Below are 22,603 nucleotides of genomic sequence, written 5' to 3' on the forward strand. Positions count from 1 at the left end.
AAGTAAAGCATTATTTTAAGAAAAACGCAGAGTGTCTTTTCGTTTCAAGCGAAGTGCGGAGCCCTGCCCGCTTTTAACAGTGAACCACAAATGCTCTTCTTGGGGTGAAACGCGCAGGTGCGTAGCCTTCGCTCTTCTTGAATAAGCTTTCAGAGCTTCGCTGCTAGACCAAAAATTTTATAATTTCTTATCTTTCAAAAGAAAGAAGCATCTTCCATGCTTCTTCCGACTTTGCTTCCTTGTCATCAGACCCTAAAGTAACGGACTTAATAACCTCGATGTTGACTCAATCACTCGTAGAAAAATAGAGCGTTTCTTGAAGACTTCATAACTGATTTGATTTGAATGTTCTAAATCAAAAATATAATCGCCAACAAGCGTTGTTACACTTTTTGTTTGATAAAGAAACGCATTGACTTCAAAGTTCAAATGGAAACTTCGCATATCCATGTTAGAAGTTCCAATCGACGCAATTTCATTATCGACTATAATAATCTTGCTATGCATAAATCCGCGATGGTATTCGTAGATTTTCACTCCTGCTTCAAGAAGTTCAGGAAAATAAGAGCGTGACGCATGAAACACGATTTTTTTATCTGGTCGGTTTGGCACTAAAATCCGAACATCTATTCCACTTAAAGCCGCAATTTTTAACGCACTTAATATATCATCATCAGGGATAAAATATGGGGAGGCAATCCAAATTGATTTTTTTGCCGAGGTAATCATCGAGAAAAATAATTTCTTAATGACTTCCCAGCGCTTATCTGGCCCACTAGCAATCATTTGTACGCCTCCATCCTTCCCTTCCTCTATAAGGATTGGAGACAAGTAACTCGGCTTTAATAGTGCTTCTCTCGTTTCATAGTACCAGTCCTGGATAAAAATAAGCTGCAGTGTTCTAACAGCCTCTCCTCTCACAAATAAATGAGTATCACGCCAATAGCCAAAATAGCGGTCCTTACCTAAATATTCATCACCAATATTTAAGCCTCCTACAAACGCAACATGCCCGTCAATGACAATAATTTTTCTATGATTGCGGTAGTTTATTTTATTCGTTAGAAATGGAAGCTTAACCGAAGAGAAGGGAACCATTTCTACTCCATTAGCCCGTAACTCTTTAATATAACCTTTAGATAATCTCCAACTTCCTACGGCATCATATAAAAAGCGAACTTCTACCCCCTCTTTTGCTTTCTCGATTAATATGTCTTTAATCTCATTTCCAATTTCATCATGACGAACAATATAATATTCAAGATGAATATGATGTTTTGCCATCTTTAAAGCTTGTAAAATATGGGTAAATGTTTCTTTTCCATCCGTTAATACTTTTGTTTCCGTAGCAAATGAAATCGGGTTATTCCCTAATTTATGAGCCAATCGAAATAATAATTGTTGATGTCCACCCATTTTTTTTATTTCTTTCTCATTTAACTGCTTATGTCCTTGGATTTTTTTAAAGGCTTGTTCATCGAATAATGCTTTTTCAGTAAACGAGCGTTTCTTACGATAATTTTGTCCAACCATCAAATAAAAGAAAAAGCCAACAAGGGGGAAAACGCCAAGAACAATTAGCCATGTCAATGTTTTTGTTGGATGGCGATTTTCTAAAAAAATGACAATCGCGACAAATAAGACAGAAAGTGAAAACAATAAACTAAACGCACCAACAAACCATCCTGCCCAATAGTCTTTTGTTAAATATAAAATTAAAATTATAATGAAAAGAAAAGAAAGAACATTAAACCGGTTATTCATTTCATCGCCTCATCTAAAAAATGTTAGATTTATGCACCAATTAACAGTATACTGCATTTCTTAATGTATATGGGTAATGTAAACGTAAAGAAGCCGATTTCTGATGAAATCGGCTCTAGTTTAACGTTTTGAAAATTTTTGACGAAGCGATGTAATCGCATCATCAAGTATGATAGCTTTTCCATATTCTTGTAAGCGACAAACTGTTAATTCAGATTCATACCCAAACTCTAAAATTTGGCTTAGCATATTATCTTGCTCGTCTTCGTTATATTCATCATCATTAAATGTAACATGTAAATAATAACGACCTTCAAAGTGATACAGTGAATTATCAATTTGTTCATTTACGAAACTATGGCTGAGTGAAATAATATCTTCAAAATCGGAAAAACCGATAACGAGTTCTAATTGTTCTTCTTCTGTATCTAAGTTATCACGGAATTGCGCATCAAGCATATCGACAATATTATGGTCAACAGGTAAATCTGTACTTTTATCAGAAGATACTGGGATTTCTAACTTCACACTTCCGTCTGAAATTTGCCCTCTTGTCACGACGATTTCTAATCCTTTTTCGAGAGCTTGGACTTGAATCCATAAAGGTCCTTCTATTTCAAAATCCTCACGGTCGTGAGCTTCATTCATCATCTCAAAAAATAATTCTTCACTCCGTTCACGGCTATACCATATTTCATCCCGGTCAAAGCCACGGTCCTCTATATCCTTATACGTAATATAAAACTTAATGGTAGAATCGTTTACTCTTTCGATTTCCATTGTATCTCCCTCCTCTTTTTAATATCTTGGCGGAAGGATGCAACACTTCCCCAAATTCTACTGTTCGTACGACAACTTTACGTATACAAACGGATGTTAAATGCTTTTTTTCTTTTATTAAGTTTTTGAGGGCTTTTCAAATTCTTATTTCTATTTTATGATAAAACGCTCAAGAATGGAAATTAAAAATGCTGACTATTTTGTCTTTTTTTCAATTTCAACATTAGCCTGTTACATTATACAGAATTAAAAGTTCTGATATGCCTGTCTTTGTATACATATAGTAATGATAACATTGCCAAGCCTATTATTCCTAATGAGAAATAAAGGGAAATAAGATTTTCACAAAAAAAGGAAAGACAAAGAAAAAGGATGGTGACCATGGTTGACTTAGAACTGCTCATCGCGCTTCTCACGATAATCGGCATTGATATTTTATTAGGTGGTGATAATGCTATCGTTGTCGCGCTAGCTTGTAGAAACTTACCAAAGCACCAAAGAAATAAAGCCATAATTCTTGGTATAACATTAGCATTACTTATGCGAATCTCACTTACATTTATTGCTGTTCAGTTACTAGAAATCCCTTATTTACTAGCTTTAGGGGGAGCTCTTCTTATTTATATTGCCTATAACCTTTTAACCGAACATGGAAACGACCAAAATATAAAAGGAGAAACGAGCTTGTTCGCAGCAATAAAAGCAATATTAATTGCAGATCTTATTATGGGCTTTGATAATGTTATCGCTGTTGCTGGCGCTGCACATGGAAATATGACGCTCGTCATAATCGGATTGCTCGTCTCTGTCCCCATTATTATTTATGGAAGCAAACTAATTCTAACGGCTTTTGAACGGTTTCCTTTTATCATTTATATCGGTGCTGGAATTCTTACATATACTGCAAGCAGAATGATAACACATGAACCTATGCTCCAGCCACTATTTCAATCTCATCCCTTTATTACGACACTCTTTCAAGTTATCGTTATCTTCTCTGTTATTATTATCGGTGTCTGGAAAAACAAGAAACCAAACCACATTACCATTTAAATGAAAACAAAAACTTCTACAGGCATAGGCTTGTAGAAGTTTTTCTATTAATTAACCATCTTTTGAGCTTCTTGTAAATGAAACGTTCGAACTTTTCTTGGAAGAAAACGACGAATTTCTGCTTCATTGTAACCAACTTGAAGACGTTTATCATCAAAGATTATCGGACGTCGTAACAATCCAGGATTTTCACTAATCAGTTGAAAAAGAGTTTGTAACGACAAAGATTCAACTTCAACATTTAAATCTTGAAAAACTTTTGAACGTGTTGAAATAATTTCGTCCGTACCGTTTTCAGTCATTCTAACGACTTCTTTCACTTCTTTAACTGATAATGGTGCTGAAAATATGTTCCGCTCTTGAAATGGAATCTCATGTTCCTCCAACCAAGCTTTTGCTTTTCTGCATGATGTACAACTTGGTGATGTAAGTAGGGTTACCATAATTATCGGACATCTCCCTTCAATATATATAAAGCAAATTTGCAGTCATTTTTTTCTTGCATTTATCATTATACAATAATAATTCTAATTTGAATAGGGCGTTTTCTTAATAAAGTATACATTTATTATACAAGATTGTGTCCGTTTGACGGCGATTCCCCCTCACCAAAAAGGATGTATATATGTAGTAAACTCAAGTTTATTTTTTCATATACCCTATTCTTTTTAATAATAAACCTCTTTTTTATTTTTTATTTTTTGTTCATAAATATGGAATGATTGTAACACCATAACAACTGTATACGTTTTGTCAAACGGTCATTTTGATTCTCACTGAAAATCAAAAGTGGACATGCTTTTTACTGGAATGCAGGAGCTGAGCCATAATGAAAAAATACTGGATTATTATGTTATTATTTATTCTTATAAGCTGTAACGGGGAGGACCATCATGCCAAACAAGAAAATGAATCGTTTCTTGTTGATGTAACAACGGTCACAAAAACAACGCTATCAGAAACACTAGACTTAAATGGACAAGCTCTTCCATCTAAACAAATTCCCATTTTTACCCAAGCGCCTCTTGAAATTAAAACTGTACATAAACAAATTGGGGAGACTGTAAAAAAAGGCGACCCTATTATTTCGCTGCAAAGCGAAGAAGCCAATTTACAATTGAATCGTGCCAGAACGGTTGTAACCGAAATTGAAGGGGCACTAGAACAAGCCAATCGTGTAAATGCTATGGCTCAACGTTCGGTCCTTGAACTCGAAACGTTACAAAGCGACATGCAATCAACCGTAAACCGTACATATGAATTGATGGAACAAATCGCTAACAGCAATCTAGATAAATCGCTAATTCATCTTTTACAACAATCACTAGAACTAACGATAAAACAAGCCGAGCTCACACAAGCTACAAATGTCATGATGCAATTACCAACTATAAATACAACGGAATTAGAAATTCAACTTGCAAGTGCAAGGGAGAGTGTCAAGCAAGCGGAACGTCTTGTAGAAAGTACAACAATACGTTCTCCTGTCGATGGCATCATCGGTCAACTTGATGTCGCTGTTGGACAAACCGCCATTCCGAATACACCGCTTGCAACAGTTGTCGTTCTAGACCCTATCATCGCTACTTTTACTGCCAATCCATTTCAAGTTGTTCAAGTACAACCCGGATTAAATGCGACGATTGCTGTCGATGGATTATCAGAGGTATTTCAAAGTCAGATTTCAACGGTATCCCCTACTGTAGACCCAAACTTGCAATCTTTTTTTATTGAAGTTCCACTTGAAAACAAAGAGGCAAGGATTAAAGGAGGCATGAAACTTGAGGGGCGTTTTGAAGTTGGATCAACAGAAGAGGCAAAAGTGATTCCTGCAGATGCAATTTTTTATGAAGAAAACATTCCTTATGTCTATCTCGTAGATAATAATAAAGCGAAAAAGCAAAAAATAGTGACCGGTACACGCTCTGAGACTTTAATAGAAGTGATTAAAGGAGTAGAGTTTAACGACAAGATTATTACAACTGGGAAAGAACAACTCTCTGATGAATCCGAAATTACAATAAGAAAGAGTGAGTCGATTCAATGAACATTGCAAAGCTTTCTGTCTTTCGTCCAGTCGCTATGGCCATGGTCATCGGTTTACTTGGGATATTAGGACTTGTTTCTCTTCGGGATTTATCTATCGATTTATTTCCTGAACTCACGTTTCCTATTGTTGCTGTCACTACATCATATGAAGGAGCTGGACCAGAAGAAATTGAGAAGTTAATTACTCAACCAATTGAAGAAATCATGTCTAGTGTACCTAATGTCGAATCGGTATCTTCTACATCTAGAACAGGTGGTTCCCTTGTTTTAGTAGCTTTTGACTGGGGAACGGATATGGATTTTGCAGCTCTTACGATGCGCGAACGGATTGACATGGTTCGAGATTCATTACCTGAAGGTGTTCAGACACCACAAGTTTTGCGGTTCGATCCGAATATGTTACCAATCCTTCAATTAGCGATTACAGCTCCTTCACAAAGTGTAATTGAGGTAAGAAAACTCGTAGAGAATGAAATCAAACCTCGCCTTGACTCTGTTGATGGTGTTGCTTCTGTTCAAGTTGAAGGAGGCGCAACTGAAGAAATTCAACTTCTTGCAGATGCAAACCGTCTCGCGATGTATGGGATTACGTTGCAAGAATTACAACAATATATCGGTAGTGAAAATCTAACAATGCCTGGTGGTCAATTGCTAGATGGAAATGAACAAATTCCGATTCGGATTTCAGGTGAATTCAGTTCCATTTACGACCTACAAACATTACCTATTCCAACTTTAACTGGGTTTATTACACTTTCTGATTTAGTCGAAATAAAAGAAACCATTACACCTTCCCTTCAAGAAAGTTATTTAAATGGCGAGCCTAGTATTGGTATCTCGATTTTAAAAGCGTCAGGAACAAACACAGTAGCGGTGGTAAACGGGATTCACGATGAACTCCTATTATTAGAAGAACAACTACCGGCTGGCATCGAAGTTGTGCCCATATTTGACCAAAGCCGATTTATTATTCAATCCATTAAAGCTGTTGCTTGGAATATCGTCGTAGGTAGTCTTCTAGCTTCATTTGTCCTTTATACGTTTTTGCGTAATCTTCGGAGTACGCTCATTATTGCATTTTCCATACCGATTTCTATCATAACAACATTCCTATTTATGTATGGAAGTGGACAAACTTTAAATGTACTAACGTTAGGGGGATTAGCTCTCGGGGTCGGGATGATGGTCGACAACGCCATTGTCATATTGGAAAATATTTATCGACTCCACCATCAAGGAGTTTCTATTAAAGAAGCCGCTATTAAAGGGACAAATGAAATTGGAGGGGCGATTATTGTCTCTACCTTAACAACGATTGTTGTTTTTTTACCTATCGTGTTTGTTGACGGATTGGCGGCTCAACTGTTCAAACCGCTTGCGTTAACAGTAGCATTCTCATTGTTTGCTTCTTTGTTCACTGCATTAATTATTGTTCCTTTACTTACAGCAACCTTTTTAAAGAAAAATTCGGAGACTTCTTCTTTTCAACATGGTTTTGAAAGATTGCTTGCCCTTTATAAAGCACTTTTACATCATGCGCTAACAAAACCAAAACGTGTTATCATCACAACCATTAGCTTATTCGTCTTATCTCTAGTCGGAATTCCTTTTACTGGAACTGAATTTCTACCTGCACAAGACCAAGGAATGGTTACCATTGATGTACGACTTCCAGCCGGTAAAACAATTGAAGCGACAACATCGACCGTTCATGAAATCGATGAAAAAATTAAAAGTATTCCAGAAGTCCAATCTGCATATGTAACGGTAGGAGGGACAGATAATTTTACAATATCTGCTGGAACTCAAACGAACCGTGCAACTTATACATTATTGTTACATGAGCGAAAAAATCGGAATCGAACAGATGTAGAAATTGCCGAAGATATTCGAAATAAAATAAAGCATATTCCCGGAGCTGACATTTCGGTCTCAGGAAGTGACAGTGGTTTTACCGGAGAGCCTATCTCGATTACTTTACATGGACGAGATATTGAGACATTACACTATTTTTCAAAAGAAATCATTGAACTGATTAAAGGCGTGGATGGAGTTAGAGAACCTTCCTCTAATATGGCAAGCGGAAATCCTGAAATAAGCGTGGAAATTAACCGTAAAAAGGCTTCTCAATATGGAATTGGCAGTATGCAAATGGCGTCTACCATTAACACCGCAACACGAGGACTTGTCGCTACAAAATTAGCACGTCAAGGAGATGAAACTAATGTTCGATTGCTTTTAGACGATTCGACGGAAAAAACAGTAAACGCTCTTAGTCAACTATTACTTGATACACCTTCAGGGGAACGGATACCAATTTCAGCGGTTGCCACGTTAACGAGAGATGTTGGCCCAACAACCATTCGAAGATCAGACCGATTACGAGAAGTTACCATTCATGCTTCCATTATTAATCGGGACCTTGGTAGCATTGTCACCGATATTAAAAATAGACTTGATGATGAATTGGTACCGATTCTTCCTGCTGGCTACTCCATTACGTATGGTGGACAAGACGAACAAATGCAAGATGCCTTTTTAAAATTAGGAGGGGCTATTGCTCTTGCGATTATCCTTGTGTATATGGTTCTTGCCGGACGCTTCGAATCTTTCTTTTATCCGCTTCTCATCATGTTTTCTGTTCCCATTACGTTAATTGGGATCGTATTTGGTTTATTAGTTACGTTTCAACCGATAGGGGTTGGCTCACTTATAGGGATTTTAATTTTAACAGGAATTGTCGTCAATAACGCCATTGTGTTAATCGACTATATTAATACACTAAAAGCAAGGGGATTGACTAGCTTTGAGGCGATTATTGAGGCGGGGCCAACGAGATTACGACCTATATTAATGACCGCGTTAACGACTATTTTGGGGTTAATTCCATTAACACTTGGGTTTGGCGAAGGTACTGAAATCCAACAACCGATGGCCATCGTCATTGTGTTTGGATTAGCCGTCTCAACACTCATTACTTTGTTTTTTATTCCTACGTTGTATTATTTGTTCGATAAAAGAAAAGAGGAAAAAGAAAAGAAGAAAAACATGGTTATGTAAAAAGTGAAGAGGCTACAACAAATAAAATTTACAGATTAACTTCTACGGGCACATCTTCGCTAGCAAAGGTTTGTGCACGTGTCCCAGTTATCCACTTTTATTTTGTCTAGCGCCTCTTCTTCATTCCTCTTTCTTATGCAATTGTTTTTTGAGCGGCAGGGCCTGTCGTTGGCTTTCTTTGCAATGGCTTAAGGTTTTTTTTCAGAAATCCTTTTAAAATATCACGCTTTTTCTTTTTTAGCTTTTGCTTCCTTTTCATAACCTTCACCACCCTCGCATAAACTATGACAATTGGTTTTCCTCTTTCGTTTCATCGTATGTGAGTACATCATTCACACTTTCATACGATTGACCGTATAGCTCTTTGTCTTTATACGTATGAATCGTTTCATACGTCTTCTTCATTTTATCAAAAATATTCTCTTCTGACTCATCAATTGGTGACCAGTATAAAATTTCCAATTTATTAACTTCATTTGTTGCTAATGACTTTCGACTATAGCCAATGGAAGTGGCATGCTTAAACCCTTCTCTTTCATAAAATCGAAAACGCTTCTGAGTATCTGAATCTTCATAATCAAGTGGCTCTACTTCAAGAATGATTGGTTTTCCTTTTGCTTTTAACTTTTCAAGCAATTTCTTTCCTAACCCTTGCCCTCTCGCTTCTTTTGACACAAATAAATAATCTACAAAAACAAAGTCTTCCATCTCAACATACATCATCACATGATGCTTTCCTTCGTCTTTAAAGTAAATATCTGACTTTTCTTCAAGTAAAAGCTCAATATGTTCCTTTGATTTCATCTCTTCAATCGGAAAATATTGACTTAATTTTTTATACCAATTCACGTGAATGACCTCCATTTTCTTTATACTTATTAGTATATGCTCAATTAAAAAATACATAAACTTGGATATTTTACGATTTTCCTTAATATCCTATAAGTGATACTGTCTATTCACGATAAGGTCGTGCTTCTATATAAATGCCAATTGATCCCCCTTTTTCCTTCTCTTTTTATATTTGAGGGAAGCCCTTTCATTTTTAGCGCTTTTCCGTTAGAATAAAAAAAGATATATATGTCTTTCTTTACAACATATGTGCTAGGAGGTATTGTTGTGACAAGCTTTATTATTGATTTTCTATTACTAGCAGTGGTTATCATTGGAATTACCGCCTTAAATGGAATCATAACAAATGTATTTGGAATGAAAATATTCGGACGAGGGCAAGTTAATAAATTCACTTCAAAAACGTCCCATATCCAATCAGGTTGGAAACAAGTTGGTGGGAAGAAATAACGATGAGGAATACAAAAGGGCACGGAAAAGTTTTTTTCTTTTCCATGCCCTTTTTCCAATTATTTAAACGCCAATACTCTATCAATCGCTACCCGGAGTATAATTCACTCCTTTTGTATATTTGTTTCCTGCATTCCACAGTAAAAATTCTTCAATGCCATTATCATGTAAGGCTCGAATTTGCGCTTCGACTTCCTCTTTTCCATACCTTATATAATTGCCTTCGCCTAAATAGCTTGCAGTAAAATCTTGTAGCCAAGGTCGGGATATTGGAGGATTTTCCAACTTACCTAACACTTCATTCTCTACTTTTGCATACTCATTTACGAGTTCATATGGATGTAAGTCAGGTTTATTAATCCCAAAATAAGATGTCCAATGGCTTGGATAAATCATCGAGGAAATGACATCTACATTTTCGGAAATCTTCGTGAAATTTTGTCCAATACCAGGTGCTTCTTTTATTGTCGCAGCATAACCAAATATATCAACGGACACATCAACGTCATACGGCTCAAGTCGTTGTTTAGCATAAGCGACAAAATCAGTTACAGCAGTCACTCTTTTTTGAACATTATCCTCGTCTATTTCTTCATACTCTCCCATTCCATATTGCAAGTCCGCGTCTCTTCGTTCAAACCCTTCAGGGAAACGAACATAGTCAAATTGAATTTCTTGAAATCCCAGTTGTGCCGCTTTTTCAGCAATATTAATATTATAGTCCCATACCTCTTTTAAAAATGGATTAACAAAAGCTTCATTCCGACTATTTTTCCACACCTCTCCATCACTCGTTTGAAAAGAGAGCTCCGGTTTTGCTTCAGCTAATACCGAATCTTTAAACACAACAATTCGTGCAATCGGATAAATTTCTTTTTCTTCTAAGATGCTCATCATCTCTGATATATCTTGTATAAAATTTTGAGAAATGCCATAATACGGAGAAGTTTCATCTGGTTTATACGTTAAATATCCATGATCTTCTTTAATATCAATCACCATGGCATTTAATTCTGTCGTTTCCACGAATTCAACTAAGCTTAAAAAGCGCTCTCCCCCGGCACTATTTCCCGTTACATAAATCCCCCTAACAGCGTCTGGATAGGAAAATGAATAGTCTGAATTCACTTCAGTTGAAAAACGTGCAATTTCTTCAGGTAATACTAAGACTTTCCCCCCCTGTTCTTTTTTGCTGTGGAATAAAATCGAATTAGTTTCTTCCTTTTTTGCATAACCCGTTGATGTTCCAAATAAAGCAATGATAAGAACGAGAAATAAAACAAGCTTTTTCATATTTGTAGCCATCTTCCTCCCCTTTATTTTGTAAAGACTAATCTTCATCTTTAACATCAATATCTTCTGGAATGTCCTCTTGCTGTTCTTCTACCCATTGTGCTACTTTCTTTTCAATTTGCTCTTTATGCCAATTAAATTGTTCTTTATTTACTAAATATGTACGCCCGTCATATACGGCTTTAATATTACCAATTGTAACCTGTTCTTTTATATAACTTACAGATACGTTTAAGTATTCCGCTAGTTCTTCTAACGTGATATACATCGTCTAATCCCTCCTAGTACAAAGTATACCATGATTATTCTCCAAAAAAATAAAACACCAGAGCGGTGTTCTATTTTAAAAGCTGAAGGACAGAAAAGAAATGAGCAACGGTCCCAGCTATCACAAATAAATGCCAAACCATATGATGATATTTAAAGCCTCTCCACATATAAAAAACAGACCCGATGGAATAAAGCACACCACCTATGACTAAAAAAACAATCCCTGTTCTTGTTACATTTTCTATAATTGGATTCCAAACAAATATCACACCCCACCCCATCACTAAATATAATAGTGTGGAGAGATATAAATATTTTTTTACAAAGAAAGATTTAAAAACCGTTCCGCCAATGGCTAAACCCCACATTATCCCAAAAAGCGTCCAGCCTACCCAACCAGTTACAGCAATAAATAAAAAAGGCGTGTATGTTCCAGCAATAAAGAAATAAATGGAGGAGTGGTCTAAAATTTCAAAAACGTCTTTTGCCTTCCCTTGTGGTAGCGCATGAACAAAAGTGGAAGAAAAATACAAAATGACCATCGTAACTCCAAATAATGTAAAGCTAACGACATGCCACGCAGTTCCATAAAGAGAGGAAAATACAATTAATAAAACGAGAGCAGCAATGCTTAACAATGCACCAATTCCATGAGTAATTGAATTTGCAATTTCTTCTCCTTTTGAAAAAATATGTGTTGTTGCCAATGCTACCATCCTTTCATGACCAAACATTTCATGGCAATTATACCAAATTACTCGCCAATTAAAAACTAATGAGCGCTACACAAAAAATATTGAGAAATAACCTTGCATATCCCATTGCATCTCTGATTATAAATCTTTATAATAGAAAAAATACCTAAAAAGCCAACTCTACAAAAGGAGGAATGAACGATGATTAGAACGGTCACATTAACTGAACTTTTTGAACATCCAATTACAAAAAAATACGTAAAACGGTCTGGTTTGGCTCATGCCATTGCTACTGCTCACCATGCCTTTAAGCTTTCAGAACAGTATAATGTAAATCCAGACCTTGCAACAAAAGCTGCATTCCTTCATGATATCGGTCATTACACATGGTATAAAAGAAATGGCGATTGGGATTTTCAATCGTATCGAGAAAATGATATCCATGCGATAAAAGGAGCTGAGCGTGCACATAAACTCCTCATCCGACTTGGAGAAGAGCCTTCTTCTGCAAAACAAATCGCGTTAGCCATCCTTCTTCATACCGATTCCTATTTGCCTGAAGGAAACCTTAAATTAGACCCTTTACAGAAAGTCGTTGCATTAGCTGATGCAGCAGATGAAGAACCAAACGGGAACCACCATTACCGGGATATTTCGTTTGACCTCGCTAGAAAAAAGCTTCAACTTCTTGACAAATTAGTCGACGAAGCACTGAAAAAAAATCAATTACAACGAACGGTTTAGAAAGGAGTGCCTGATTCCTTTCTGTTTTCTTTTGTTTTTTTATTGACTGTTATTGGAACACATGCTACATTATAGAAAAGCGAATAACCCAAAAAGGGGAGTAGCGACCTACTATAGGTTAATGAGTCGTCATGACGGTGAGTTTCTCACTCGGTTCATTAAGCTTTATCTATGATGGATAACATTAACAGGTAAAGTCCGCAAGACCTTTTTATGAGAGTTTGATTTAAGGGTAAACTTTCATAAAAGGGTCTTTTTCGTGTTGTTAAGGAGGAGAAAAGTTTTATGGTGTTTTTATTGTTTTTTATTTGTGCCGTTGTGACGGTCATTACCGCAATTAAACTTTCTACGTATGCAGACGTTTTAAGTGAAAAATCGGCTCTTGGTGGGATGTTAGTTGGGACTGTTTTGCTAGCAGGAGCTACATCTTTACCGGAAGTTACGACGAGTGTATCGGCCATTGTTTTAAATAATCCTGACATTGCAATCGGAAATGTGTTAGGAAGTAACATGTTCAATATACTCATTATCGCTTGTTTTGATTTATATTATCGAAAACAACAATTTTTTAATGGGGCTGCTAAAGAACATATTTACACAGCGACAGTTGGTTTTCTTTTAGCCGTAACAGCATTTTCAGCTTTGATTGTTCAAATTAACATTGAAATCTTCCATATAGGGCTTGATACGCTAACCATTTTATTGATTTACATTGTAGGAATGTTTATTATTGCTAAAATAACGAAATATGAAAATTCAGTTAAACCTATACCACCTAAAGAAGAAGAGGAAAAGCAAAATACAAATGCGATTTCCTTGAAACGCGCGATTATCGGTTTTGTCATCGCTGCGATCGTCATTTTAGCTGCAGGCTCTTTGCTAACCATTACAGGTGACCGCATTGCGGTTATTACCGGATTAGGTTCTAGCTTTGTCGGGAGTTTCTTAATTGCAGCAACAACATCATTGCCAGAAGCCGTGTCTGTTCTTATCGCCATTCAGCTACGAAATTATAACTTAGCGATTGGTTCAATACTCGGAAGTAACTTATTTAATATGATTATTTTAGCTGGAACAGATGTGATTTACCGTCCTGGTGCGATTTTATCGTATGTTGCACCTGTTCATCTCATCACAGCGACAGCCATATCAGTATTATCGATTATCCTTTTATATTCAATAGGAAGAAAAACATCACGCTCATCCTTTACGTATATGTTACCTTCTATCTTGTTAGTTGTTGTTTACTTCATTTCTTCGTATTTAATCTTTATTCAATAAGGAAAATGCGGGAGCGTCTTTTCTAGAATAAGCTTTCAAAGCTTCACTGCAATACCAATATTTGCATGTTTCATTTTTGCGGTCAGAGCCGCCGTTATTTGTGAACATGATACGGGTTTCCGTTTTTTAGCGGCCACAGGAGCGCTTAATCAATTTTTTATAATCTCTTATATGTTAAATAAAGAAAAAAGCAAATGAGACTATCGCTCATTTGCTTTTTCCTATCTCTTCTAACATTTCCTCCGTAACCATACCATTGATTCTTTTTTCAATAACACCATTCTCATTTATGACGACCGTTGTCGGGATTCCAAAAATAGAGTATTGTTTCATTACTTCTCCAGTTTCATCATACAATACTTCAAAGTTCGCATTAAAATGGTTTAAAAATGGCTCGACGTCTGCTTTAGATCGTTCTTGACTTGTTAAATTCACACCAAGGAGAATCGTATTTTCATCAAGTGTTTGTTCATATTTCACTAAAGCTGGCATCTCCTCTTGGCAAGGTAAACACCAAGTTGCAAAAAAATTAACAATAACTCGTTTTCCTTGGAAAGATTGTAATGAGATTTCGCTACCATCTTTATCTTTTAACGTAAAGGGAACCGCTTGTTTCCCTTCAAAAGCACCAACAGAAGCTGTAGCAGCAACGGCTTTTTCAACTTGTTGGAATACAGGCTCTGATTGTTCATATACCATTCCGATTCCGAACATAAGAAAAAACAAAGCACAAAAATAAAACATTTGTTTCATTTTCAAAGGTAATCACCTCTTTCCACCCTTTATTCACCTTGATATAATATATGAACAACAGACAAGTTTCATGAAATGAGGATGTTTATGCTTACTATTTTTTTATTTTTATCGATTATAAGTCTTTGTTCATATGTGATTTTCAGTTATACAACTGGATTTACAAATTCAATCCTTTTTATTTTCCTCATCTTAATTTCCATTACTTTATTTGCTTTTAAAAAGAAAAAATCATAATATTTTTTGTCCTATTTCCTCGGAAATTAGATTATTGAATCGCTTCTTCACTTTCACTATTCACAATAATTTCCTCAATAATATGTGTTGCGGCATTTGGTTTTTTTAATGTTCTTGCTGCTTTTTTCATTTTCTCATTTACCTTTTTCGCAAAAATGCGATTTAATAAAAACGGAATCTCAACTTCTTCCTGGGCTTTTAATGCTACACCGTTATCAATTAAAAATTTAGCATTGTGCTCTTCATGTCCTGGTACAGGTTGGTAGACAACTATCGGTGTTTCACATATAATCGCTTCAGCCATCGTAAGTCCACCAGATTTTGAAATAATAACATCACTAGCTCGTAAATAATCTAAAAAGCGGTCAGTAAACGGGATGACATCAACAATATGTTTACTCTTCATTTGTTTCAGTTTTTGTTCAACTTTTTTATTATGACCTGTCATACATAAAATTCGAAGCTGACGATTACAATTTTCAAGTGAGCGTACTACTTCCGTGTAATTTGTAAGACCAATCCCCCCTCCTGCAATGAGGACAATTTTTTGGTTGTGCTCAAAACCTAATTCATACCGACATTTCCATTTCGAACGAGAAAAAGCTGGATTTTTCGGTACGGGGATTCCAGTCGTAATAAACCGTTCTTGTGGTAAATTATGTTTTTTAGCAAATAAACGAACATCGGGATCAGCCGTAAAGTATCCTGTGATTTCATCACGCCAATAAGCACGATGCAAAACAAAATCTGTAATTACCGTATACAAAGGGATTTTTAGCTTTTTTTTCTTTTTTAAAGTCGTTAAAAAAGCCGTAACAAATGGATGTGTTGATATAATAAAAGGAGTTTTGGATCGATCAATAAACGCTGCTAACTTTTCTACAAATAGTTTGCCAAATGAATCTAAATACAAAAAATATAATTTTTCTTCAGAACGATAATAAATATTTCTCCAAATGTTTGGACTAATCTTCAATAAGGAAAGATATGAATGCAACACAAATTTATGAAGCGTCGGACTAATGGAATGAAAGGTATCAATGATTATTGGTTCATAGCCTTTATTCATTAATTCTGTCTCTAAAGCTTTTGCAGCCTGTTGATGACCGTGACCTATTGATGCAGAAAAAATTAAAGGTTGATTCATCATGCTCCCCTCTTTCATCACAGTTGTATCCATATTATTTGTTATTCGATTGGAAAGCATTCACAATGACTACGGATGGATAATATTAGTCATGTGTTTTGTTTTAGTTTACTCTCTCGCTAGTTTTCGTTAAGATAACAGTAAAAGGAATGAGTGAAAGGAAGACATTTTTATGAAAACTGTTTTTTCTGGTATTCAACCAAGTGGGACATTAACACTTGGAAATTATTTAGGAGCAATGAAACATTTCGTTGAAATGCAAAATGACTATCATTGTTACTTTTGTATTGTTGATCAACATGCAATAACAGTTCCACAAGATCGCTTAAAGCTTAGGCAGAATATAAAAAGTTTAGCTGCACTTTATATCGCTGTCGGTATTGATCCCGATAAGTCTACGTTATTTATTCAATCAGAAGTACCTGCACACGCTCAATTAGGTTGGATGATGCAATGTGTTTCTTATATTGGTGAACTTGAGCGGATGACTCAATTCAAAGACAAATCAACAGGAAAAGAAGCCGTTTCTGCCTCTTTACTTACCTATCCTCCACTTATGGCAGCTGATATTCTTTTATATCAAACTGATATTGTTCCAGTTGGGGAAGATCAGAAACAACACTTAGAATTAACAAGAGATTTAGCGGAAAGATTTAATAAAAAATACAACGATATTTTTACAATCCCTGAAGTGAAGATTCCAAAAGTAGGGGCTAGAATTATGTCTTTGAATGATCCAACAAAAAAAATGAGTAAATCCAACCCAAATGAAAAAAGTTATATTTCAATGCTGGATGATGAAAAAACAATTATGAAAAAGATGAAAAGTGCCGTCACAGATTCGGATAATTCCGTTCATTATGACAAAGAATCAAAACCCGCATTAGCTAACTTACTATCGATTTACTCGCTTTGTTCTGGAAAATCAATTGAGGAAATCACCGCTATGTATACTGGAAAAGGGTATGGGGATTTCAAGCAAGATTTAGGTGAAGTCGTAGTCGAGGCACTGAGACCGATTCAAGAGCGGTATTATGAATTAATCAATTCAGAAGAATTAGATCAAATTCTTGATATGGGACAAGAAAAAGCAAACAAAGTCGCGCAAAAAATGTTAGCAAAAGCTGAACGAGCGATGGGATTAGGGCGAAAACAAAGGTAACGGGTAGAACATATCTCTCATACAAAAGTGAGAAAGAACAAATTCAAGGTTTGGACACGCGAATAAATAGTTTGTACAAACAATAATGATTTTCGACTAATGTAAATATACGCTTTGATACTTACGAGGCAACTTTTATGCGGTCAGAGCAGCCGTTATTTGTGAACATGATACGGGTTTGCGTTTTTTTGCGGCCACAGGAGCGCTTATTCACGCAAAAGCAACACTATTCCACGCGATATATGAAAAACACCCTTTGCGGGGCGATACGCTCGCTGTGCGCTACACTGTGGTAAACCACCACAGTGTTGCTTAAGACACTACAGCGGCTTCTCTCCCTTACGCAAACGATCCCAAAGGGAAAAGCACCCTTTGGGCGGGCGATACGCTCGCTGTGCGCTACACTGTGGTAAACCACCACAGTGTTGCTTAAGACACTACAGCGGCTTCTCTCCCTTACGCAAACGATCCCAAAGGGAAAAGCACCCTTTGGGATCGTTTGCTATCAAAAAAGCATACAGTTTTTATGTATGCTTTGCTTTCTTATTAATAACCTTTTTGCTTTTTCCAAATGGCACCTACTAATAATGAAATTCCAATCGTACCAACTACGGCAACAACGGTTAGAATTTGCATTGCTCCATGTACAAATCCATCCACTGTCATCCCTCCTCCGTCTATGAATTACAGTTGCGTTGTTCATTTCCTACTATCTCATTATAAAGGTCTTTTTTCCTTGTGTAAATATTCGATAGAGAAGGTTGTAATGTTGACACAATTTCATCATTATTTCACACTTTCTCCGTGCTCTAATTCCCATAACTTCTCAAAGAACGGTTGACCCTTTACCATTTTACTACATAGTTGGTAATGCCTGCTTGTCCAACCTAATTTCACTTCCTCAAATAAACCATTCCATGCTTCTTCCATTGACATTTGCTGGATGTCCATATATAGATTTGGGTTCCATTCAGTATACCAATACCGTATTTCTGCCTCATTTCCCGAAGTATATAATTGGTCAAGTGCCATAAATAATAATTGCTTTAATTGCCGTTCTTTTCTTGTTAATCCTTTCATATCTTCAGGACTTGGAGAAAGGATATGATATTCTTTTGAAAAGATTATATTGTCTAACGTATATTCTTGCATTTCTTCTGTTTCGACTAAATCAAACACAATTTGTTCTTGTCTTGGTGTTAATCGACTTTTTCGTATCGGGGTTTTATATCCGATCGTATCTACTGCTATTATTCTTTTACCATCTGTCGCTATAAAACAGTAATCCAGTTGTATTCTTGACATATTTTTGCGTAAATAGCTTTTTTGAAAAACGGCTAATAGTAAAGAATCCGGCAATTCAGCAATGTTATTTTCAATATAGTCAAATAATTCTTCGCTTACTTTTACAACATAAGCTTGATCCAACACTTCAATCCTATCGTCACTTCTCCACTCATAAAAGTCACAGACATTGTATCCATTTTCTTCACCTTCAAACCAATTTACCCAGACATCACGAATGTGGACCATCGTTAACATGCCCCCCTGCTAATAATGTTTGTACCATCAGTATAGTCAGAGAGTACCCAATTTATTCCACGACTACTATATTCATGCTTATAAGTTTTTATGCGACTTTTTTTTCGAAGAGCTTGGCCAATATAAACAAAGAGTAATAATTATAAAACCACCAATCAACAAATAAAATTCTACTCTGCGAACAATAAAGGAAGAAAAACTTGAAACATCATAACCTACCGCAAAAAGATTGAGATAGGCAAGTATACTTATTCCACCTGACACGGCTAATCCAAAACCTACGAGCAACATTATAAATCGAAAAACCATCGAACAACTCCTATTTATAACCTTGCCTATCTTTTTCTCGCTTGAAGGTAAAAAAACCTGCCTTCTTTTTTATGTTTCTGTTTCAAAGGACGTATTTTTTATTATTTCTTTCGCTGACATTCCTAACAATTCTTTTGAATTTTTTTCATCTCGTTTAGCACACTCGTCGACAATAGCATAGCCAAGAGCATAACCAATCCATTGTGGCCACCCTAAGCCACGATGACCAAACAAATAAGGATTATGGTTTTTTCTTCCTTTTACTGTTAGCCTTGCTTTAAATAAATAATCCCACCAATATACCAACACATCATCGGTGTATATCGACGTCCATATTGCATTCATTTCCTTTCCCAACTCTTCTTCAACCGCTTTCTCAGCCAATCCTTCAATAAGTAAAGAATCAAGTAGAGTTAGTTCGCTTTCATCGTTTTTTTCAAATCTTAGTCGACATACATGATGATATTCATGAGTAACTAATGCTTCTATTTCTTTTTTCGTAGTTGTTGCTGAAAGAAACAAAATAATTTTCTCTGTAAAGCCAATGCCCATCTTCTTTCCTAAATGTTTCATAATCATTTCATTTCTTTCTTCTACAGGAAAAATAAAAATATGAACATCAGGACCATGCCACTTTTTTTTCAAATAACGAAACTGTCTTTCTACAATTTCCCATACTCTCTTTTCTTCAAACTTTTCAATCGTATTCACAATATCAACATCAGGATGAAAAAGTCCCTGTCCTAGTAAATATTGATGTAATTCAATTGGATGAGGATGTTCTTTAAAGACATTTTGTTCAATCATTGGTTTTATCAGCATATCGCACTGTGCTTTAAATTGTTGTTCACGCGTATTTGCTTTTTTTACCGATTGACAATATTGTTGTAACCATTTGTTAGTATTAACGACTCCCATCTCTCCTGCTCCCTTTTTGAAGTGTTGTAATATACTATGCGACTAGCATTAGAAAGGGACTCCATTTATCTAGAGTTGATAGACAGAACTATGCTCCATCTACAATATATTAGAATACATGTCCGAAACATCACGCTGCACTGCTATACTAAATTTTTTCTTATCTTACAAGAAAAAGCCAGGAAATCCTGGCTTTTCTCTACTTATTTCTACTGCTCGTTAATGACAGCAAATACTTCACTAACGCCTCTTGTTCCTCTTTTGTAAAACCACTTTCTTCATCTACCCAATACTCATGGCCGCTTCCTTCTACATGGGCGTCTTGTAAATGCTTATTTTCTTTGTTTGCTTGAACGACTTTCTCCCGGAGGTTTCGATCCACAACCGCACGTAAGCTGTGATAAGGATCTGGGTTGATTCCTTTTATTACTGTACCAGGTAATCCTAAGTCTGTATTTGGATTAGGACCGACGGATACTCCCCCATCATGTAAATAAGGTGGCGACCACGCTAAGCCAATTAGTCCCTTTACTTTATACCCGCCTTTTTCGTCTTTATCTTTAGCAAATACAAATTTCTTTTGTTCTTCATCAACATGTTCAGTCGGAACTTCAAGAATCGTTGCATCTTCTGGGACAGGTACAGGAGTATCAGGTGAATAGGTTAAAGACTTTCCTAGAAAATCCGGAATGTCTTTAAACGATTGAGCACGAGAAGGTTCAGTCTTTATTTCTTGTTGTGGAATAATTTCATGGTTTGTATAGGTTGGACCTGCATGACAAGATATACAGCCCGCTCGGTTAAACACTTCACGACCAGTAGCCAGTACGCTGCTATCGACATGTTGGTTGTACTTCGGAGGAACTAGCGCATTTTGATATGCTGACATTGCATTAATTTGTTCCCCGACGCGAAAACCAGGCGAACTAACAATCGTCCCATTTGGTGAGTACATCGATACTTTTGGATAATTGGGTGGTTTGACCATTTCATTTACACCAGGTACTTTAGGTTCTTTGTCAATAGATGCTAAAAACTGTGATGGAGTCATCTCACTCTCAGGATTGAAGCGATAATTTTTATTGGCTGCATTTTGTAATATCGTTCCAATAAATTGGTCTTTATCAATGTTAAATAACGGTTCACTTTGTCCAGCTTGTGCTAATATATCTGAATTTTGAGCATGGACATTATTATTTAATGAGCTTAATCCTTTGAAAGGACCAACTGCCGCAAAGCCATTCCAACCATAAGGATGGTCTCCTAACGTAAACGAATCTGGAATTTGAGTAGGGTTATTCACTAAATCCATTGTAGAATCGAAATTACCTGCTGGCCATTTTACTAGCATCTCATCAACCGCTTGTTCAAACTTTTCTGCATCGGGTAAGGAAACTTCTTCTCCATCTTCATTTCGAACTGTTGGAGTATGCTCTGTAATATATTCCTTTAATTTCTCTGCATCCATGTCTGTATTCGTAAAGTAAGCTGCTGAGTTGGTTGCTAAAGCCAGCAGCAGTCCACCATTAAAGTTTTTATTAGGTGCGCCTTCAACGACCATTCCTGTTTTCATATCAACAGAAGCATGACATGCTGCACAACTAACTCCCGCTTTAATACGTCCTTCTGAAAAAGAAATTGGCATCCCTAAAGGTGTTAGTGAACCTTTCGCTACATCTAACCCTGTATTAATTTTTTCCCCTTTTTTAAAGATTTGGCCCCCTATTCTTACATCTTCTGCCAACTCTACCTGTAAATTATCAGTATACCCACCACGTAACTCTAATATAGCTTTAGAAATATTCGTTACTGTCAATGGACCATCTAACATTCCTAATATATCCGTAATAAAAACTTCATTATTAAATGTTTCATTATAAAAAAGCTCTCTCCCTAATGTTATAAATTCTTCGTCCACCTTAACAGCTCCGTTGCTTTCAGAAAGAGGTCCACCTTTTCCTTGAGCCAGTAATGAATCAGAAGTAACATCATCTCCTTTAATCGTGACTCCCCATAAATCATACATGGTAGATTCCTCAATATTCATCGTTTCATTTAAAATATTATCTTCAGGTGGAATATAAGAATATTGAGGTTCGATAATATAAAGACTAGCTACAAGTAAAATGATTACGGCGACAATCCCATAGAAAATATACCGTTTTTTCATCGTATCCCTCCTTATCTTTACACCTATTTTTTCACAAATTATATTCAATATGTAAAAAGGAACGAAAGAATAAG

Annotated in this window: 21 protein-coding genes; 7 read left to right on the forward strand and 14 right to left on the reverse strand. The window is 36.1% G+C overall.

The window, feature by feature from the left end; translation table 11 throughout:
* Positions 1-252: 252 nt before the first annotated feature.
* Together cls and mecA are read right to left on the reverse strand one after the other, a co-directional pair.
* Entirely contained in the window at positions 253-1,764 is a 1,512-nt protein-coding gene (cls, locus tag T323_RS0122995) for a cardiolipin synthase (RefSeq protein WP_026675375.1), read from the reverse strand.
* A 120-nt stretch (positions 1,765-1,884) separates the two neighbouring features.
* A complete protein-coding gene (gene mecA, locus T323_RS0123000; RefSeq protein WP_026675376.1) occupies positions 1,885-2,544 on the reverse strand; it encodes an adaptor protein MecA in 660 nt (219 codons plus the stop codon).
* A 381-nt stretch (positions 2,545-2,925) separates the two neighbouring features.
* Here mecA and T323_RS0123005 point away from each other — a divergent pair, with 381 nt between their 5' ends.
* The gene (locus T323_RS0123005) at positions 2,926-3,597 is read left to right on the forward strand and encodes a TerC family protein (RefSeq protein ID WP_026675377.1); all 672 of its coding nucleotides are present in this window, start codon (positions 2,926-2,928) and stop codon (positions 3,595-3,597) included.
* Between the two features lie 47 nt (positions 3,598-3,644).
* Here T323_RS0123005 and spxA read toward each other — a convergent pair whose 3' ends face one another.
* Complete coding sequence (gene spxA / locus T323_RS0123010) at positions 3,645-4,040, reverse strand: transcriptional regulator SpxA (RefSeq protein WP_026675378.1); 396 nt, start codon at positions 4,038-4,040, stop codon at positions 3,645-3,647.
* A gap of 386 nt (positions 4,041-4,426) precedes the next feature.
* On the opposite strand from spxA, the gene T323_RS0123015 reads away from it, so the two are divergent.
* Positions 4,427-5,644, forward strand: coding sequence for an efflux RND transporter periplasmic adaptor subunit (locus T323_RS0123015; protein ID WP_026675379.1), 1,218 nt, complete (start codon positions 4,427-4,429; stop codon positions 5,642-5,644).
* A complete protein-coding gene (locus tag T323_RS0123020; protein WP_026675380.1) occupies positions 5,641-8,706 on the forward strand; it encodes an efflux RND transporter permease subunit in 3,066 nt (1,021 codons plus the stop codon). The genes T323_RS0123015 and T323_RS0123020 overlap by 4 nt, the downstream gene beginning before the upstream one ends.
* A 133-nt stretch (positions 8,707-8,839) precedes the next feature.
* Here the strand turns inward: T323_RS0123020 and T323_RS29630 are convergent, their stop codons facing one another.
* Entirely contained in the window at positions 8,840-8,965 is a 126-nt protein-coding gene (locus T323_RS29630) for a hypothetical protein (RefSeq protein WP_279390764.1), read from the reverse strand.
* 23 nt (positions 8,966-8,988) lie between these two features.
* Entirely contained in the window at positions 8,989-9,555 is a 567-nt protein-coding gene (locus tag T323_RS0123030) for a GNAT family N-acetyltransferase (protein ID WP_026675381.1), read from the reverse strand.
* A gap of 270 nt (positions 9,556-9,825) precedes the next feature.
* Between T323_RS0123030 and T323_RS0123035 the strand changes: the two genes are divergently transcribed.
* Positions 9,826-10,008 carry a hypothetical protein gene (locus T323_RS0123035; protein ID WP_026675382.1) on the forward strand — a complete coding sequence of 61 codons (183 nt, stop codon included), beginning with the start codon at positions 9,826-9,828 and terminating at the stop codon, positions 10,006-10,008.
* Positions 10,009-10,089: 81 nt separating this feature from the next.
* Here T323_RS0123035 and T323_RS0123040 read toward each other — a convergent pair whose 3' ends face one another.
* The 3 genes from T323_RS0123040 to trhA all read right to left on the reverse strand — a co-directional run bounded on the left by T323_RS0123040 (position 10,090) and on the right by trhA (position 12,278).
* A complete protein-coding gene (locus T323_RS0123040; RefSeq protein ID WP_245613761.1) occupies positions 10,090-11,313 on the reverse strand; it encodes a putative glycoside hydrolase in 1,224 nt (407 codons plus the stop codon).
* 25 nt (positions 11,314-11,338) lie between these two features.
* On the reverse strand, positions 11,339-11,569 hold the full coding sequence (locus T323_RS0123045) for an excisionase family DNA-binding protein (RefSeq protein WP_026675384.1): 231 nt from the start codon (positions 11,567-11,569) through the stop codon (positions 11,339-11,341).
* Positions 11,570-11,639: 70 nt separating this feature from the next.
* Entirely contained in the window at positions 11,640-12,278 is a 639-nt protein-coding gene (gene trhA / locus T323_RS0123050) for a PAQR family membrane homeostasis protein TrhA (protein WP_026675385.1), read from the reverse strand.
* A gap of 192 nt (positions 12,279-12,470) precedes the next feature.
* On the opposite strand from trhA, the gene T323_RS0123055 reads away from it, so the two are divergent.
* Together T323_RS0123055 and T323_RS0123060 are read left to right on the forward strand one after the other, a co-directional pair.
* Positions 12,471-13,010, forward strand: a complete 540-nt coding sequence (locus tag T323_RS0123055) for an HD domain-containing protein (protein ID WP_026675386.1) — start codon at positions 12,471-12,473, stop codon at positions 13,008-13,010.
* Between the two features lie 285 nt (positions 13,011-13,295).
* Positions 13,296-14,291, forward strand: a complete 996-nt coding sequence (locus T323_RS0123060; RefSeq protein WP_026675387.1) for a sodium:calcium antiporter — start codon at positions 13,296-13,298, stop codon at positions 14,289-14,291.
* Between the two features lie 207 nt (positions 14,292-14,498).
* Here the strand turns inward: T323_RS0123060 and T323_RS0123065 are convergent, their stop codons facing one another.
* Together T323_RS0123065 and T323_RS0123070 are read right to left on the reverse strand one after the other, a co-directional pair.
* Positions 14,499-15,044, reverse strand: coding sequence for a TlpA family protein disulfide reductase (locus T323_RS0123065; RefSeq protein WP_245613763.1), 546 nt, complete (start codon positions 15,042-15,044; stop codon positions 14,499-14,501).
* A gap of 268 nt (positions 15,045-15,312) precedes the next feature.
* Positions 15,313-16,428: an MGDG synthase family glycosyltransferase gene (locus tag T323_RS0123070; protein WP_026675389.1), complete on the reverse strand. Its 1,116-nt coding sequence runs from the start codon at positions 16,426-16,428 to the stop codon at positions 15,313-15,315.
* 172 nt (positions 16,429-16,600) lie between these two features.
* On the opposite strand from T323_RS0123070, the gene trpS reads away from it, so the two are divergent.
* Complete coding sequence (gene trpS / locus T323_RS0123075; protein ID WP_026675390.1) at positions 16,601-17,590, forward strand: tryptophan--tRNA ligase; 990 nt, start codon at positions 16,601-16,603, stop codon at positions 17,588-17,590.
* Positions 17,591-18,376: 786 nt separating this feature from the next.
* On the opposite strand, the gene T323_RS0123085 is transcribed toward trpS, so the two are convergent.
* The 4 genes from T323_RS0123085 to T323_RS0123100 form a co-directional block, all read right to left on the reverse strand.
* The gene (locus T323_RS0123085) at positions 18,377-19,123 is read right to left on the reverse strand and encodes a YjbA family protein (RefSeq protein ID WP_026675391.1); all 747 of its coding nucleotides are present in this window, start codon (positions 19,121-19,123) and stop codon (positions 18,377-18,379) included.
* 87 nt (positions 19,124-19,210) lie between these two features.
* The gene (locus tag T323_RS0123090; protein WP_026675392.1) at positions 19,211-19,441 is read right to left on the reverse strand and encodes a YuzI family membrane protein; all 231 of its coding nucleotides are present in this window, start codon (positions 19,439-19,441) and stop codon (positions 19,211-19,213) included.
* Between the two features lie 69 nt (positions 19,442-19,510).
* Positions 19,511-20,359, reverse strand: a complete 849-nt coding sequence (locus T323_RS0123095; RefSeq protein WP_026675393.1) for a DUF2268 domain-containing putative Zn-dependent protease — start codon at positions 20,357-20,359, stop codon at positions 19,511-19,513.
* Positions 20,360-20,558: 199 nt separating this feature from the next.
* Positions 20,559-22,529, reverse strand: a complete 1,971-nt coding sequence (locus tag T323_RS0123100) for a hypothetical protein (RefSeq protein ID WP_026675394.1) — start codon at positions 22,527-22,529, stop codon at positions 20,559-20,561.
* Positions 22,530-22,603: the final 74 nt, after the last annotated feature.

The organism is Alkalihalobacillus bogoriensis ATCC BAA-922 (genome assembly GCF_000621445.1).
Classification (GTDB): domain Bacteria; phylum Bacillota; class Bacilli; order Bacillales; family Bacillaceae_F; genus Bacillus_AO; species Bacillus_AO bogoriense.